The sequence below is a fragment of the Marinovum algicola genome (assembly GCF_900109145.1).
GTDB classification, from domain to species: domain Bacteria; phylum Pseudomonadota; class Alphaproteobacteria; order Rhodobacterales; family Rhodobacteraceae; genus Marinovum; species Marinovum algicola.
In genome coordinates this window covers 63,730-79,747 of record NZ_FNYY01000007.1, presented here as the reverse complement: position 1 = coordinate 79,747, position 16,018 = coordinate 63,730, and the positions used below count along the sequence as shown (strand labels likewise).

Genomic DNA, 16,018 nt, shown 5'->3' with positions numbered 1-16,018 from the left:
TCTTGTCTCAGTTGCGGTGCCGGGAGATCAGGGCCTGATTTCCCGCCATTTGCGGCCGTCGCGGTGCATCAGCATCAGCGAATCCTCTGGCCCCGACGACATCGGGTCATAGAGTTTGGGCACATCGTTGCGCGCTTCCCAGCCCTCGATGATCGGATCGGTCCAGGCCCAGGCGGCCTCGACCTCGTCGCCACGCATGAAGAGCGTCTGGTTGCCGCGGATCACATCCATGATCAAGCGCTCGTAGGCATCCGGCACCTCTTCGGCATCGGGCCCCAGCGCGTCAGAGAACGACATGTCGAGCGGCACATCAACAAGACGCATGCCCCCCGGCCCCGGTTCCTTGATCGTCACCCCGAGCTCCATGCCCTCGTTCGGCTGAAGCCGGATGGTCAGGATATTGCGGTGGCGCCCGGCGTCATCGTCAAAGATTGAATGCGGGGTTTCCTTGAAGACCACGGCAATCTCGCTGGTGCGCGCCCGAAGCCGCTTGCCGGTGCGCAGATAGATCGGCGTGCCGGCCCAGCGCCAGTTCGAGATATGGCACTTCAGCGCCACGAAGCTTTCGGTGCGCGAGCGCGGATTCTCGGCATGGTCGCGATAGCTGCCTTCGTCGCCCTGGGCGTCATACTGGCCGCGCACGATGTGATGCGGCTCGACCGGTTCGAGCGCGCGGATCACCTTGAGCTTTTCGTCGCGCACCGCGCCCGGTTCGAATTTCGAGGGCGGCTCCATGGCAATCAGGCAGAGCAGCTGCATCAGGTGGTTCTGCACCATATCGCGCATCGCGCCGGATTTGTCGTAATAGCCGCCACGGCCGCCGACGCTGACGGTCTCGGCCACGGTGATCTGGATGTGGTCGATGTACTGGCTGTTCCACAGCGGCTCGAACAGCATGTTGCCGAAACGGACCGCCATCAGGTTCTGCACGGTTTCCTTGCCGAGGTAATGGTCGATCCGGTAGATCTGATCCTCGTGGAAATAGGCCGCCAGCGATTTGTTCAGCGCCTGCGCCGACGCCAGATCGCGGCCAAAGGGTTTTTCCACCACGATGCGCGCGTCGCGCTTGGCCAGCCCGTTGTTCTTGAGCCGCTCCGCGATATCGCCGAAGAGAGAGGGCGCCACCGAAAAGTAGAAGGCCTTGACGGTGTCCTTGCGCAGCAGTTCCTTGAGCTCCTGCCAGCCGCCTTCGCCCTGGGCGTCGACCTGCACATAGCTGAGACGGCTGAGAAACCCCTCAAGCTCGGGGCATTCCTCGGGCCGCCGACCGTCGAATTCATGGATCGCGTCGCGCACCATCTGGCGATAGCCCTCGGCATCCATCTCGGAACGCGCGGCGCCGATCACCTGGGCGTCCTGCGGCATCTGACCGGCGCAGAACCGGCGAAACAGGCCGGGAAGAATCTTGCGGCGGGCCAGATCGCCCGTGCCGCCAAACACAACCAGATCAAACGGGTTCACAGGGATGACACGTGAAACCATGAGCTATCCTTTTGCTGTCATTGGTCTTTTTTAAGACCGGCATCAGTTTCCGCCGCAACGCTGTTAGCGCTAACTTCCGGCTTCGGTGCCTCACTACCCGGTTGGTCGCGAAAAGTCTAACACGCATTTTGCGCATCACAATGGCGTCAGGCTCAGTGTTGAGCATTGGCAACGTTTCGCCCGCAAGTTACCCCGGAAGAAACGGGAGATATGCGACAAGTTCATGAAAGATCAAACGCTTTCCGACGCCAATGTCGGCAAATTCATCGACCCCGACCTGACCGCCAAGGGCGAGCCGCGCGCCAAGGTCGCGCTCAGCGATCCGCAGACCCTGTGGTTCAACACCGGCACCCTGTGCAACATCGAATGCGCGAATTGTTATATCGAAAGCTCGCCCAGCAACGATGCGCTGGTCTATATCACCGAGGCCGAAGTGGCGCGCTATCTCGATGAACTCGAGGCGCGGCGCTGGGGCGTGCGCGAGATCGGCTTTACCGGCGGCGAGCCCTTCATGAATCCCGAGATGGTCGCCATGGCGCGCGCTGCGCTGGCGCGCGGCTACGAGGTTCTGATCCTGACCAATGCCATGCGACCGATGATGCGCAAACGCGTGCAGGCGGGGATTGCCGAGCTTCAGGCGGAATACGGCGACAAGCTCACGCTGCGCGTCTCACTCGATCACTGGAGCCGGGTGCATCACGACGCCGAGCGCGGCGAGGGCAGCTACGAGTCCACGCTTGTCGGCATGCGCTGGCTGCGCGATCAGGGCGTGCGCATGGCGGTTGCCGGGCGGATCATCTGGGCCGAGAGCGAAGCGGCGGCGCGGCAGGGCTTTGGCCGGCTCTTTGCCGACGAAGGCTTTGCCATCGACGCCGACAGCCCGGCAGAGACGGTGCTGTTTCCCGAAATGGACACCCGGGTCGAAGTGCCCGAGATCACCACCGCCTGCTGGGGCATCCTGGGCAAATCGCCCAAGGATGTGATGTGCTCCTCCTCCCGGATGGTGGTCAAGCGCAAGGGCGCCGGGCATCTTTCGGTGCTGGCCTGCACGCTCCTGCCGTATGAGCCCGAGTTCGACCTCGGCCAGACGCTGGAAGAGGCCGAGCGCCCGGTCGCGCTCAACCATCCCCATTGTGCCAAGTTCTGCGTGCTGGGCGGGGCGAGCTGCTCGGGCTGAGCCGCGCGGCCCCGCCTGAGCAGGGCCGCAGGGCCAAAGCCCGGTCTCGCGTGCGGCCTTACTGTCCCAGCATCCAGCGGCCATCGGGCCAGAAGGCATGGAAGGCAAAGGCGAACAACATGTCATGTGGCAGGTCGCGGCCCGACGCGTCGCGCACCCGGATGGTGCCGACTTCCCTGCCCTGATCGATCCGGCTGGCGTCCAGCGCCGAGGCCTGACCTTTGCTCCAGGTCAGCGTGACGCCGGCTTCGCTAATCTTCTGCTGGGTGTCGAAACGCGACATCGGCCAGGCCCGGTCGCCGACCCGCACCACCCGCATCAGCGGCGGAATGCCATGCGGTGGCATCTCGCCGTTATAGAGGAAGGGCTGCTTCGAGCTGTCGTAGTTGCGATAGGGGTTGCGGCCGTAATCGCGGGACCATGACGGCTCTTTCATCACCAGCCCCTGGGGGTTGCGCTCCTTGAACTGCGCCCAGCTTTCCATCCAGGTCGGCAGGGTGTCGAGCACGGTGCCGGTCAGATCGCCGACAATCGCCTCGCCCAGGGCCTGCTGCCACCAGCTCTCGGTCTGGCGGTCATACATCACCATGTCGGAATTGCGCAGCTTGCCCGAAACCCCGAAGCTCAGCACACCGTGGCGCGTGCGCCGGTCGAAGGTGATGCCGGAGTTGCACAGCGGGCAGAAGGTGACGGCGATCGGCACCCCGGCCACGGTGTCATTGACGATTTCGTGCCAGGTCAGATATCGGATCGGATAGGCACGCGGCTCGGCGCCCCTGACCTCGACGGTGATGACCGGTTCGCGCGCCCCGATCCGGGTTTCGCGCGCCGCCGGAATGAAACCGGGATTGTCGAGCGCCGGTATGCCGTCCTTGGGCGGGCCGCCTGAGAGGATTTCGGACCAGGCGTCGACGGTGGTCTTGTTGAAATTGGTATCGGGCCATTCGCCCTGCCAGGCCCTCGGTTCGGCCGTGGCCAGCGTGGCCAGCGCCGCACAGACCGCGGCAAGAATGGTGGTTCTGAAAATCATGGCGCATCCCCTTTTCTTCAGGATGCGCCGCGCGGGGGGCCCTTGCCTAGCCCCCGGCACGCGGGTTTGATCATCCGTGCACACCCGCCCCCCGCGTCCCGGACCCCGATCCGGGACCTCGCGGTCGATGACCGGGAAACCCCGGATCACGTCCGGGGCAGGCTCCCGGATCACGTCCGGGGCAGGCTCCCGGACCAGGTCCGAGGCGGGCCCCTTCAGGCGCCCGCGAAGGAGGTCACTCGGTGACAGTCACCGTTTTCATCAGGTCCGGCGCGCCCACGACCGCACCATTCGGCCCGGTGCCGCGATGGATGGCGTCGACCACCTCCATACCTTCGGTCACTTCGCCGACGACGGTGTATTGCCCGTTCAGGAAATACCCCGGCTCGAACATGATGAAGAACTGCGAATTGGCGCTGTTGGGCGATTGCGAGCGGGCCATACCGACCACGCCGCGCTCGAAAGCGAGATCGGAGAACTCCGCCGGCAGGTCGGGCTTGTCCGAACCGCCGCGGCCCGCCATCTGCATCGAGAACCCTTCAGCCTGGGAATTGCCGAACTGCACGTCGCCGGTCTGTGCCATGAAGCCGTCGATCACCCGGTGAAACACCACGCCGTCATAGGCGCCGGCCGCCGCCAGCTCGGTGATCTGCGCCACGTGTTTCGGGGCGACATCTTCGAAGAGATCGATGCTGACGGTGCCGTTGGCCGCGCCTTCGATCTCGATTTCGAGACCGGTGGCGCCTGCCGGCGCACCCGCCAGACCTGCCAGCACCGGGCCGGCCATCACGCCGAGGGCAAGGGTCAGTTTACGCATCGGCGGCCACCTTGACCGAGATCATCCGGTCCGGCTCCGCAGGCGGCTCGCCGCGGGTGATGGCATCGACATGTTCCATGCCCGCGACCACACGGCCATAGACGGTGTATTGACCGTTGAGGAAATGGTTGTCCTTGAAGTTGATGAAGAACTGCGAATTGGCGGAATTCGGGTTCTGCGAGCGGGCCGCGCCCAGGGTGCCGCGGTCATGCGGCAGCTTGGAGAATTCGGCCGGCAGATCGGGCTTGTCGGAGCCGCCGGTGCCGGCCATGCGGATGTTGAACCCGTCTTCCATGTCGCCGTGCTGGACGTCGCCGGTCTGCGCCATGAAACCGTCGATCACCCGGTGAAAGGCGACGTTGTCATATTCGCCGGAGCGCGCCAGCTCTTTCATGCGCTCGGCATGTTTGGGGGCCACGTCGGGCAACAGCTCGATGGTGACAGTGCCGCCCTTGAGTTCCATCAGGATGGTGTTTTCGGGATCCTTGATCTCGGCCATAGGGCCCTCCTCTGCATGCAATTGGCCTGATACCTAATTTGCCAGCGCGCCCGCGGCAAGCACGCGATTGACCCTCCGGCCGTTAGCGGCCAAACAAGGCGCAACCTGAACCCTAGGGAAGGAACACCGAGATGGGCTGGAAAACTCTCGACGACATGGACCTCGACGGCAAGATCGTGCTGACGCGTGTCGACATCAACGTGCCGATGGATAACGGCAAAGTGACCGATGACACCCGCATTCAGCGCATCGTTCCGACGATCCGGGATATCCTCGCCAAGGGCGGCACCCCGGTGATGCTGGCCCACTTCGGCCGCCCCAAGGGCAAGCCGGTGCCCGAGATGAGCCTGCGACAGGTGGTGCCCGCGCTCGAAGCCGCGCTCGGCCAGGCGGTCACCTTTGTCGAACGCCCCTCGCGCGAGGCGCTGGACGATCTGGCCCCGGGGACCATCGTGCTGGTGGAAAACACCCGGTTCTCCGAGATGGAAGAGAAGAACGATCCCAAGATGGCGCAATTCCTCGCCTCGCTGGGCGACGTCTACTGCAACGACGCGTTTTCCGCCGCGCACCGCGCCCATGCCTCGACCGAGGGCGTGGCGCGGCTGCTGCCGGCCTGCGCCGGCCGGCTGATGCAGGCCGAGCTTTCGGCGCTGGAAAAGGCGCTCGGCCAGCCGGAGCGCCCGGTGGTGGCCGTGGTCGGCGGCGCCAAGGTCTCGACCAAGCTCGACCTGCTGGGCAATCTGGTCAGCAAGGTCGATCATCTGGTGATCGGTGGCGGCATGGCCAATACCTTCCTCGCCGCGCAGGGAATCGACGTCGGCAAATCGCTGGCCGAACATGACATGACCGACACCGCCCGCGAGATCATGGCCAAGGCCCAGGCCGCCGGCTGCAACATCCTGCTGCCCCTCGACGTGGTGGTCGCCCGCGAATTCAAGGCCGGGGCCGAAAACGAGACCGTCGCCGCCGATGCCTGCCCCGCCGACGCGATGATCCTCGACGCCGGGCCGGAGACGGTGAAGAAGGTGGCCGAGGTGCTGGAAGACGCCAAGACGCTGATCTGGAACGGCCCGATGGGCGCCTTCGAGATCGAGCCTTTCGACCGCGCCACCAATGCCGCCGCGAAACAGGCCGCCGAACTGTCCAAGGCCGGCAGGCTGATCTCGGTCGCCGGCGGCGGCGACACCGTGGCGGCGCTCAACAAGGCCGGGGCGGCCGAGGATTTCACCTATATCTCCACCGCCGGCGGCGCCTTTCTCGAATGGATGGAAGGCAAGACCCTGCCCGGCGTCGCCGCCCTCGGCTGACACCTCCGACCAAGGCCGGAGGCCCGGAGCAGGCGTTGCACACAGGCGCCCTCGCAGATCGTTGCGAGGGCATTTGACCTTGGGTGCCTGCTGGCGGACGAAGCGGTTGTTCACGCCGAAGCGGCGAATGACGGCACCCAGCCCGAAGCGGACGCTGCAGAATACCCGACCTGTTACATATCGGGGGCTTTTGCGTCCTTTTACAGACCTTTCGCGGGACCATTCTTTAGGGAAAACGCCTCCTCTTACATTCGCGTTTGAGTTGTTGTACATTGTGTCAGTATCGGCTTAACACGCAATATATGGAGTACTCCGGTTGGCTACCTTTTTTAGCGATGCATTCAATTTGGAAAAATCAGCGGTCGACGAGTACGGGGCTTTCGATGTGTCGATCATCAACGATTTGCCACTTTTTATTGATCCGTTCCTTCTCTTTCACAGCGAGAAGCAAGAATATCAGGACCTGCACGAGGGCATCATCGAATACCTGATCTTTCTGAGAGATAGGGCAGCGGACAGCAACGTCAGTGACGGAATGCTACGTAACTGGTATTGCTTCCCGGAAGTAAAACAAAACTGGTTTGGCTTCTCGATGGTTGGAAACGGTGGTTCCGGTCTCGGGATGGGCTTTGCAAGAAGTTTACACGAAAATTTGAATGTCATCTTCGCAAACTTTGGCGAGGAGAGCATCACCGAAAGCTCTCACTTGGAGAAAGTATGCTTGGTGTCGAGCGGAGTCGGACGGGATAACATAAGCGATTTCGTGACAAACCTTATCCAGGACTTTCTGTGCAAATACACGGAGAGCTTCGCCAAGGTGCATTTGCGTGAAGACCAAACACGAGAAGTCTGGATTGATAGGGCCGTTTTCAATTTCAAAACACAATCATGGCAGAGGAAGCGCTACGAACTGCCTTGGTACAAAGGTGATTATATTATCCTTACCCCCAAGGACATACTTACGAGGGACGACACATGGATCAATACTAGTGATTTAATCCATAGGTTCCAAGATATTCCTACAGCCATCCCTGACGGTAGCCTTAGGGCGTCCGTCAGCAACTACTTTGAGAGAGAACTCAAAGCACGCAAGAAGAAGGGGCGACATCCTACGAAAGCAGAGAGGGCTGAGGCAGCGACAGAGACTATCCGGCAGTTTCCTGAACTTATCGACTATTACATCAAGTTGAAAGAAGACACTGGCGATGATGCTACTGATTTGAGCTTTGAGAAGGTCTTCGCAACGGAATTGTTTTTCTCCAAGCGCCTCCGCGAAGTTCTCCAGCCTGTTCTGGCTGGAACCGATTTCTACCGCGTAAAGCCCGGCACGTACGAAGAAGCTCATATTCGACTCGCTTACCTGAAGCACGTCATCGAAGACATGGGAGGCTGGCGTATCTTCTATGACGAAAATGGAAATGCGGTCGAAAGAGAGAAAGACGTTCAGATACTGTACCGATTGGTTTGGTTCGGAACACCGTCGGATGCAGGTACCGAGGCCAATGATGGTCGCGGGCCGGTTGACTTCAAAATATCCCGCGGTAGAGAAAAGACGCTGGTCGAGATGAAGCTGGCAAAAAACACAAAACTTGAGATGAATCTCAAAAAGCAAACTGACATATATCAAGCATCATCAGATGCGCAACGCGCTATAAAGGCCATTGTTTACTTCTCGTATTCACAGTTGACTCGCGTTCAGCGAATATTGAAGCGGCTTGCTCTCGAAGACAGCAAAGACATTGTTCTCATCGATGCGCGCAAGGACAATAAAGCTTCAGGTTCGAAGGCCGTTTGAACGACCAAGATGGTGCGTAAGGTCATGACATGTGCACCATCCCTGTGAAAGGAGGAAAACAAAGCTGTGGATGTGGTGTACAAAGCCGGTGCGCTTTGCCTTGAGCCGTCAACAGTATTTTGCAAAGTCTGCTATCTGCGCATTGCAGCCGTTCGCGCGTAGCGCAGCATCAAATAGTCCGGCCTCCAAGCCCCCCTTCCCCCTGGATGGATCGCGCGCGCCGTCGCCCGCCCAGGCTCCCCTCGCGCAAGGCGCCCGGGCCCGCCGGCCCTTGTCCGAGGCCACGCCCGGTGCGCCGCGCCTGCCCTGTCGCCCCGTGGGCAACAGAGCGGCCAAGTTAGCGCCATCACGCCGCGCTGCACATTGCAAGCGCCGGCCCCCTCGCTTACCACTGCCAGACAGGGGGCGGTCACGCCCCGGTGATCAACTTTCGGGACGGACATTTCCATGAGCAACGACGCAATGGCCAAGCAGATGGCCAACAAGGACGGCTTTATCGCGGCACTCGACCAGTCGGGCGGCTCGACCCCCAAGGCGCTGCGTCTTTACGGCATCGAGGAAGACGCCTATTCCGGTGACGAAGAGATGTACGGCCTGATCCACGAGATGCGGGCCCGGATCATCAAATCGCCGGCCTTTTCCGGCGACAAGGTGATCGGCGCGATCCTGTTCGAACGCACCATGGACGGCGACATCGACGGCACGCCCACCGCCGAATACCTCTGGGACACATGCGGCGTCGTGCCCTTTCTCAAGGTCGACAAGGGGCTTTGCGAACCGACCGATGGCGTCAAGCTGATGAAGGCCATTCCCGGTCTCGACGCGCTCTGCGCCCGCGCCGTGGGCAAGGGCATCTACGGCACCAAGATGCGTTCGGTGATCGATGCGGCCAACCCGGCCGGCATCACCGCCATCGTCTCGCAACAGTTCGAGTTCGGCCGCGAGATCAAGGCCAACGGGCTGATGCCGATCCTCGAACCGGAGGTGACGATCACCATCGACGACAAGGCCGAAGCCGAGGCGATCCTGCGCGACGAGATCCTCAAGCACCTCGACAAACTGCCCGAAGGCGAGCAGATCATGCTCAAGCTGTCGCTGCCCAGCGAGGACAATTTCTACAAGCCGCTGATCGACCACCCCAAGGTGATGCGCGTCGTGGCGCTCTCGGGCGGCTATTCGCGCGACGAGGCCAACACGCTTCTGGCCAGAAACGAAGGGCTGATCGCCAGCTTCTCGCGCGGGCTGACCGAAGGCCTCTCGGCACAGCAGAGCGACGAGGATTTCAACGCCAAGCTGGGCGACGCGATCGACTCGATCTATCAGGCGTCGAAAGCGGGCTGAGCCCCGGCGCATTTCCGGAACGACACCGGGCGGCCCTGCGAGGCCGCCCTTTTCACGCGCTGCCGCCTCCTGTCGCCGGCGCCCCGGCAGTGAGCGGCAACCGCAACCGCAAGAGCGCGCCATTGGGCACATCGCCGACTTCGACCTCGCCATCGTGAAGCGTGGCGACCGATTGCACGATGGAGAGGCCGAGGCCGCTGCCTTCGCCGGGCTCGACCTGACCGAACCGCCGAAAGGCGATCTCGGAGTTGTCGGGGGACAGCCCGTGCCCGTCGTCAGTGACCTCGACCAATGCCCGATCCTCCTGCCGCAGGGTTCGGATCGCGATCCGGCCGAGCCCCGGCCCGCCATGGCGCAGCGCATTGTCGATCAGATTGCGGACGGCCTCGCCGATCAGCGTGGCATCGCCGCAGACCGGCAAGGGCTCGGGGCTGCGGTCGAAGGAAAAGGCGATATCCTGACCGAGCACCGCCGGCGCCAGATCGGCGGAGACTTCCTCGACCACGGCATTCAGGTCAAAGGGTTCCGGCGTGGCGGTGTTGCCATAGTGCAGCCGTTCCAGATGCAGCAGCTGCCCGGCCAGCCGCGCCGATTTGCGCGAGGCGGAAATCAGCTCCTGCTCGCGCTGGCGCCGGGCCTCGGGGTCGGTCACATCCGGCAGGGTCTCTGCCAGCGACAGGATCGCCGCCGCCGGATTGCGCAGCTGGTGCGCGGCGTCGGAGATAAAGGCCTGGTGGGTCTGGATCGAATGATCGACCTGGCCGAGCAGACGATTCAGCGTCGCGACGATCCCCGTGACTTCGGCCGGCACCGGCCGCCGGATGCGGCTCAGGTCGTCCGGCGACCGCTGTTCGATGGCGTCCTGAAGATCGCGCAGCGGGCGCAGGCCGAATTGCACGCCGAACCAGACGACGATGGCCAGCGTCGCGATCAGCGCGGCCATCAGGGCCACCGCGCGGCGGGCCAGCGCGGCGGCAAAGGCGTTGCGGTCGCTGATCCGCTGCCAGGCGGTCACCACGGTCTCGCCGGTCAGATTGCCGATGGTGGTGGTTTCCGACATCCGCAGCACGCGCACCGCCTCGCCGCGATAGAGGGCGCGGAAATAATGCGGGCCGTCGCCCGCGCGCGGCTCGCTCTGGCGCGGCGGATAGGCGTAGCCGGTGACATAGATGCCGCCGGGACCGGTCACGTGATAGAACAATTCGCCGCCGCCCGCGTCCGAGATCAGCCCGCGGGTGCGCGGCGACAGCGCGTCACCCTCGGAAATCGCCACATCGCGGGAAATGGCCAGCGCGGCGGCCAGCAGGCCGCGGTCGAACAGGTCTTCGGCGGTGGCCCGCGCCGTCTCGATCCGCCAGAATCCCAGCAGGATCGCCACCAGGATCAACGGCGCCAGGATCATCAGAAAGAGCCGCGCACGCAGCGACAGGGCGGTGCGGGTCATGCGCCGTCGACATCCAGCATGTAGCCCAGCCCGCGCGCCGTCTTGATCCGCACGCCGTAGGATTCCAGGCGCTTACGCAGCCGCGAGACATGCGGCTCGATGGCGCTGTCCTCGACATCGGCGCCGGTGCCGTAGACATGCGCCATGAGCTGCGGCTTCGACACGATCCGCCCGCGCCGTTCGAACAGGCATTCCAGCGTCGCGATCTCCTTGCGCGGGATCTCGAGCGGCCGGTCGCCATCGAGGAGCTGCCGCGCGCTGCGGTCGAAGACCAGCCCGCCAAGCCTGTCACGGGCCGAGAACACAAGATCCTTGCGCCGTGCCAGCGCCCGGAGCCGCGCCTCGAGCTCGTCCATCTCGAAGGGTTTGGTCAGGTAATCGTCGGCCCCGGCATCCAGCCCCGCCACCCGCTCTTCGGTTTCGCTGCGCGCGGTCAGGAGGATCACCGGCGTGCCGTCCCCGCGCCGCCGCAGCGCACGCAGGATATCCAGCCCGGACATGCCCGGCAGGTTGATGTCGAGCACCACCAGATCGGCGCCTTCCTGGGCGAGAAACCGGTCGGCCTCTTCGCCGTCATGCAGCGCGTCCACGGCATGACCACGGTCGCGCAGCCGATAGGCAATGCCGTGGGCCAGCTCCACGTTGTCTTCGATGATGGCAATTCGCATGGCGTGAACTTTGTCATGTTGCGCAAGTTTCGCGCAAGGTTGGAACGTCATTGTGTCTCCATTGGAGAGGGGATTCGTTCCCTTAATGGAAGACCGATTGCGCCGGACGGGAGACCGTGAGGCAATCGAAACCGTCCAGGGAGGACACCAATGACCATACGTACACTCGCATCCACCGTGGCTGCGGCCGCGCTTGTCGCCGCCACCGCCGCCTCGGCCGAGGTCGATTTTTCCGGGGAGACCATCGAATGGGTTATCCCGTTCTCGGAAACCGGCGGTTCGGCCAAATGGGCCAATTTCTTTGCCCCGCTGCTCTCGGAAGAGCTGCCCGGCAACCCCACCGTCGTCGTCAAGTTCATGCCGGGCGCAGGCTCGACCAAGGGCGCCAACTGGTTCCAGGAACAGGAACACGAAGACGGCACGCTGATGTTCGGCACCTCCGGCTCGACCCAATTCCCCTATCTGCTCGGCGATCCCCGCGTGCGCTATGAATACAGCGACTGGGTGCCGGTCATGGCCTCGGGCACCGGCGGCGTGGCCTATCTCAACGCCGAAGACGGCAAGAAATTCGACGGCTCGGCCAACAACCTGAAAGACATCGATTTCATCTACGGCTCGCAGGGCGCCACCCGCCTCGATCTGGTGCCGCTGCTCGCCTGGCAGATGCTGGGCATGAACGTCGAGCCGGTGTTCGGCATCAAGGGCCGCGGCGATGGCCGGCTGATGTTCGAGCGCGGCGAAGCCACCATCGACTATCAGACCTCCTCGGCCTACCTCGGCGCCGCCAAGGATCTCGTCGATGCCGGCACCGCCGTGCCGATGATGACCTGGGGCGCGCTGGATGACGATGGCAACATCGTCCGCGACCCGACCTTCCCGGACATCCCGACCTTCAAGGAAGTCTGCGAAGCCACCGAGGGCTGCGAAACTTCCGGCGAAGCCTGGGACGCCTGGAAAGCCTTCTTTATCGCCGGTTTCCCGGTGCAGAAAATCGCCTTCCTGCCGGCCGGCACGCCGGATGACGTGCGCGAGACCTATGAAGCGGCTTTCGACGCGGTGCGCAACCGCGACGACTTTGCCGAAATCGCCGCCAAGCGGGTCGGTAAATACCCGGTCTTCGTGGGCGAAGGCGCGGCCCGGGCCACCAAGGAAGGCACCACCGTGTCGGCCGATGCCAAGGCCTTTGTCACCAACTGGCTGCAAGAGGCCTACGGCGTCTCGCTGAACTGATAATCGAGCAGAAGCGCGGTCCGGGGCACGATTGCCCCGGGCCGCACCTCAGACTCCCCCCACCCAATTCAAAAGGCCGGTGCGATGGATATTCTCGCAACAGCCCTGCCCGCCCTCGGCGATGCATGGGCCCTGATTCTGCAACCTGTTGTTCTCGGTTATCTTGTTCTGGGTGTGGTCATGGGCCTCGCCGTGGGGGTCTTTCCCGGCCTGGGCGGCATCGCCGGGCTGTCGCTGCTGCTGCCTTTCATGTTCGGCATGGAACCGGTGCTGGGCCTTGCGCTGATGATCGGCATGGTCGCCGTGGTGCCGACCTCGGACACCTTTGCCAGCGTGCTCATGGGCATCCCCGGCTCCTCGGCGTCACAGGCGACGGTGCTGGACGGGTTTCCGCTGGCCAAACGGGGCCAGGCCGCGCGGGCGCTGGCCGCTGCCTTTTCCTCGTCGCTCTTCGGCGGGCTGGTGGGCGCGCTGTTCCTGACAATCTTCATTCTGGTGGCCCGGCCCATCGTGCTGGCCTTTGGCCTGCCGGAAATGCTGATGATCACCATCCTCGGCCTGTCGATGGTGGCGGTTCTGGCCGGCCGCGTCGCGCTCAAGGGGCTGGCCGCCGCCGGACTGGGCCTGATGATCGGCACCATCGGCGAGGCCGACGCCGGCGGCTCGCTGCGCATGGCGACCTATGACATTCCCTATCTCACCGACGGGCTGAAGCTGGTGATCGTCGGTCTCGGCATCTTCGCGGTGCCGGAAATCGTCTCGCTGCTGCGCCAGGACCGCTCGATCGCCAAGGACGCCAAGCTGGGCGCCGGCTGGGGCGCGGGCGTACGTGATTGGTTCGCCAACAAGTGGCTCTCGGTCCGCTGCTCGCTGATCGGCGTGCTGGTGGGCATCATTCCGGGCCTTGGCGGCTCGGTCGTCGACTGGATCGCCTATGGCCATTCGGTGCAGACCACCAAGGACAAGTCGAACTTCGGCAAGGGCGAGATCCGCGGCGTCATCGGCCCGGAAAGCTCGAACAACGCCAAGGAAGGCGGTGGGCTGGTCCCCACCCTGCTGTTCGGCATTCCCGGCTCGGGCTCGATGGCGATCTTCATCGGTGCCATCGCGCTGCTGGGCTCGGGCGATATCGAGGTCGGCCCCTCGATGCTGCGCGACAACCTCGACATCACCTATTCCATCGTCTGGCTGCTGGCGCTGGCCAATGTGGTGGGCACGCTGCTCTGCATCGCGGCGTCCGGCGGCATCGCCCGGCTGACCACGATCCGCTTCACCTATCTCGCGCCGTTCCTCTTCATGCTGATCTCCTTTGCGGCCTTCCAGTCGGGGCAGAACTTCGAAGACCTTCTGGCGCTCTTCGTGATCGGGCTGATCGGCATCTTCCTGCGCCGCTTCGACTGGTCGCGCCCGGCCTTCCTGATCGGCTTCGTGCTGTCCAACCCGGTCGAGAAATTCTCGAACCAGGCGTTCCAGATCGCCTCGTTCCGCTTCCGCAAGTCCTTCGAGGAGGGCATGGATTACGTGTTTTCGCCGATCGTGATCGTGCTGATCATCGTCACCGTGGTGTCGGTCGTGCTCGGTCTGCGGCAGGCCAAGTCGATCATGGCCGAAGGTGACGTCCAGTCCGGCTCGAAACGCGCGCCGCTGGTCTTCCTGCTGGTGATCTCGGCCTATCTCGTGACCGCGCTGATCAATGCCTGGCTGATCCCGAACTTCAACCTTACCGACAAGATCGTGCCGCTGGTGGTCGGAGGCATCGCCCTGACCTGCTGCCTGATCATGCTGGTGCAGATGATGCTGCGGCCGGAGACCGACGTGATCTTTGCCGACAAGGAAGTCTCGGGCGAGGACGCAGATGCGCCTTATGGTCTCTGGTCGACGCTGGCCTGGTTTGCCGCGCTGATCGGGCTGACCTTTGTCGTCGGCTTCATCCTTGCGCTCGTCGGCTTCATGACCGCCTTCCTGCGGGTCCGCGCCGGCGCCTCCTGGCAGAAGACTGCGATCCTTACCGCCGCCGGCGTCGCGCTGATGTGCGTCATGGCCGGGGCGCTCAATCGCGACTTTCCGCCGGGCCTGTTGCAGGACGCCGTCGACCTGCCCTGGCCGCTGAACTGAGAGGGATCGAGATGACACAGACCGGCATTCCCTTTGTCTTCATGCGCGGCGGCACGTCACGCGGCCCCTATTTCAACCGCGCCGACCTGCCCGAAGAACTCGACAGGCTGGCCGAGGTGCTGATCGCCGCGCTGGGCTCTGGCCATCCGATCAATATCGACGGCATCGGCGGCGGCGTTGCGGTGACCACCAAGGTCGCCATGCTCTCGCCCTCCGAGGATCCCTGGGCCGATGTCGATTACTTCTTTGCCCAGGTGTCCGTCAGCGACCGGCTGGTCGATTTCAAACCGACCTGCGGCAATATCCTCTCGGGGGTCGGGCCGGCCGCCATCGAACTGGGGCTGGTGACACCGACGACCGACGAGACCGAGATCCGGATCCGCGCGGTCAACACCGGCGCCAAGGTTGTGACGAAACTCCAGACCCCGGGCGGCGTGCTGACCTATGACGGCGCGGCCGAGATTGCCGGCGTTCCGGGCAGCGCCGCGCCGATCGCGCTCAACTTCATGGGGGTTGTCGGCTCGTCGACCGGAAAGTTCCTGCCCACCGGGCAGCTGCGCGACGAGATCGACGGGATCGAGATCACCTGCATGGATGTCGCGATGCCGATGGTCCTTGCCCGCGCCGCCGATTTTGGCCTGAGCGGCCATGAAACCCTGGCGGAGCTGAACGAAAACAAGGCGTTCTTTGCCCGCATGGAGGCGGTGCGCATCGAGGCCGGGGCCCGGATGGGCATGGGCGACGTGGCGCAATCGGTCACCCCCAAGTTCGGGCTGTTCGCCCCGGCCCGCGACGGCGGCACCATTGCGGCGCGCTATTTCATGCCCTGGGACACTCACCCCAACATGGCGGTCACCGGCGGACAATGCATGGCCTCCTGCGCCCTGACCCCGGGCACCATTGCCGACGGCCTGCTCGACCGGCCGACGGCAAGCCCGGCCAATGTGGTGCTGGAGCATCCATCCGGCACCATCGAGGTGCTGGTGAACTTTGACGCAAGCGAGGGCTTCGCACTGAATTCGGCCGGGCTTTTGCGCACCGCGCGCAAGCTGGCGGATGGCCGGGTCTACGTGCCGGCGCACATCTGGCAAGGCCCCTGAGCCGGCCGTCTGC

General features: G+C 63.7%; 13 protein-coding genes. 7 read left to right on the top strand and 6 right to left on the bottom strand.

All coding sequences use genetic code 11. The features are described from left to right. Positions 1–27: 27 nt before the first annotated feature. Positions 28–1,482: a glucose-6-phosphate dehydrogenase gene (gene zwf / locus BMW90_RS11565; protein ID WP_048532055.1), complete on the bottom strand. Its 1,455-nt coding sequence runs from the start codon at positions 1,480–1,482 to the stop codon at positions 28–30. Positions 1,483–1,705: 223 nt separating this feature from the next. Between zwf and BMW90_RS11560 the strand changes: the two genes are divergently transcribed. After that, positions 1,706–2,659, top strand: coding sequence for a radical SAM protein (locus BMW90_RS11560; RefSeq protein ID WP_074836672.1), 954 nt, complete (start codon positions 1,706–1,708; stop codon positions 2,657–2,659). A gap of 58 nt (positions 2,660–2,717) precedes the next feature. Here BMW90_RS11560 and BMW90_RS11555 read toward each other — a convergent pair whose 3' ends face one another. The 3 genes from BMW90_RS11555 to BMW90_RS11545 form a co-directional block, all read right to left on the bottom strand. Continuing rightward, entirely contained in the window at positions 2,718–3,689 is a 972-nt protein-coding gene (locus BMW90_RS11555) for a DUF3179 domain-containing protein (protein WP_048532057.1), read from the bottom strand. A 235-nt stretch (positions 3,690–3,924) separates the two neighbouring features. Beyond that, positions 3,925–4,506 carry a peptidylprolyl isomerase gene (locus tag BMW90_RS11550; protein WP_074836671.1) on the bottom strand — a complete coding sequence of 194 codons (582 nt, stop codon included), beginning with the start codon at positions 4,504–4,506 and terminating at the stop codon, positions 3,925–3,927. Continuing rightward, positions 4,499–5,005 carry a peptidylprolyl isomerase gene (locus BMW90_RS11545; protein WP_048532059.1) on the bottom strand — a complete coding sequence of 169 codons (507 nt, stop codon included), beginning with the start codon at positions 5,003–5,005 and terminating at the stop codon, positions 4,499–4,501. Before BMW90_RS11545 ends, BMW90_RS11550 begins: the two co-directional genes overlap by 8 nt. 131 nt (positions 5,006–5,136) lie before the next feature. On the opposite strand from BMW90_RS11545, the gene BMW90_RS11540 reads away from it, so the two are divergent. From BMW90_RS11540 to BMW90_RS11530, 3 genes are all read left to right on the top strand, one after another. Further along, the gene (locus tag BMW90_RS11540) at positions 5,137–6,312 is read left to right on the top strand and encodes a phosphoglycerate kinase (RefSeq protein ID WP_074836670.1); all 1,176 of its coding nucleotides are present in this window, start codon (positions 5,137–5,139) and stop codon (positions 6,310–6,312) included. Between the two features lie 316 nt (positions 6,313–6,628). After that, positions 6,629–8,107 carry a hypothetical protein gene (locus tag BMW90_RS11535; RefSeq protein WP_074836669.1) on the top strand — a complete coding sequence of 493 codons (1,479 nt, stop codon included), beginning with the start codon at positions 6,629–6,631 and terminating at the stop codon, positions 8,105–8,107. Between the two features lie 447 nt (positions 8,108–8,554). Then, positions 8,555–9,448 carry a fructose bisphosphate aldolase gene (locus BMW90_RS11530; RefSeq protein WP_074836668.1) on the top strand — a complete coding sequence of 298 codons (894 nt, stop codon included), beginning with the start codon at positions 8,555–8,557 and terminating at the stop codon, positions 9,446–9,448. Between the two features lie 52 nt (positions 9,449–9,500). Here BMW90_RS11530 and BMW90_RS11525 read toward each other — a convergent pair whose 3' ends face one another. Next, positions 9,501–10,892, bottom strand: coding sequence for a sensor histidine kinase (locus BMW90_RS11525; RefSeq protein WP_074836667.1), 1,392 nt, complete (start codon positions 10,890–10,892; stop codon positions 9,501–9,503). Continuing rightward, positions 10,889–11,560: a response regulator transcription factor gene (locus BMW90_RS11520; protein ID WP_048532064.1), complete on the bottom strand. Its 672-nt coding sequence runs from the start codon at positions 11,558–11,560 to the stop codon at positions 10,889–10,891. Before BMW90_RS11520 ends, BMW90_RS11525 begins: the two co-directional genes overlap by 4 nt. A gap of 150 nt (positions 11,561–11,710) precedes the next feature. On the opposite strand from BMW90_RS11520, the gene BMW90_RS11515 reads away from it, so the two are divergent. The 3 genes from BMW90_RS11515 (at position 11,711) to BMW90_RS11505 (ending at position 16,005) form a co-directional block, all read left to right on the top strand. Then, positions 11,711–12,790 (top strand): type 2 periplasmic-binding domain-containing protein, encoded by a 1,080-nt coding sequence (locus BMW90_RS11515; protein WP_048532065.1) that lies wholly within the window; start codon positions 11,711–11,713, stop codon positions 12,788–12,790. Positions 12,791–12,874: 84 nt separating this feature from the next. Beyond that, on the top strand, positions 12,875–14,905 hold the full coding sequence (locus BMW90_RS11510; protein ID WP_074836666.1) for a tripartite tricarboxylate transporter permease: 2,031 nt from the start codon (positions 12,875–12,877) through the stop codon (positions 14,903–14,905). 11 nt (positions 14,906–14,916) lie between these two features. Further along, positions 14,917–16,005 (top strand): 4-oxalomesaconate tautomerase, encoded by a 1,089-nt coding sequence (locus tag BMW90_RS11505; protein WP_074836665.1) that lies wholly within the window; start codon positions 14,917–14,919, stop codon positions 16,003–16,005. Positions 16,006–16,018 lie beyond the last annotated feature (13 nt).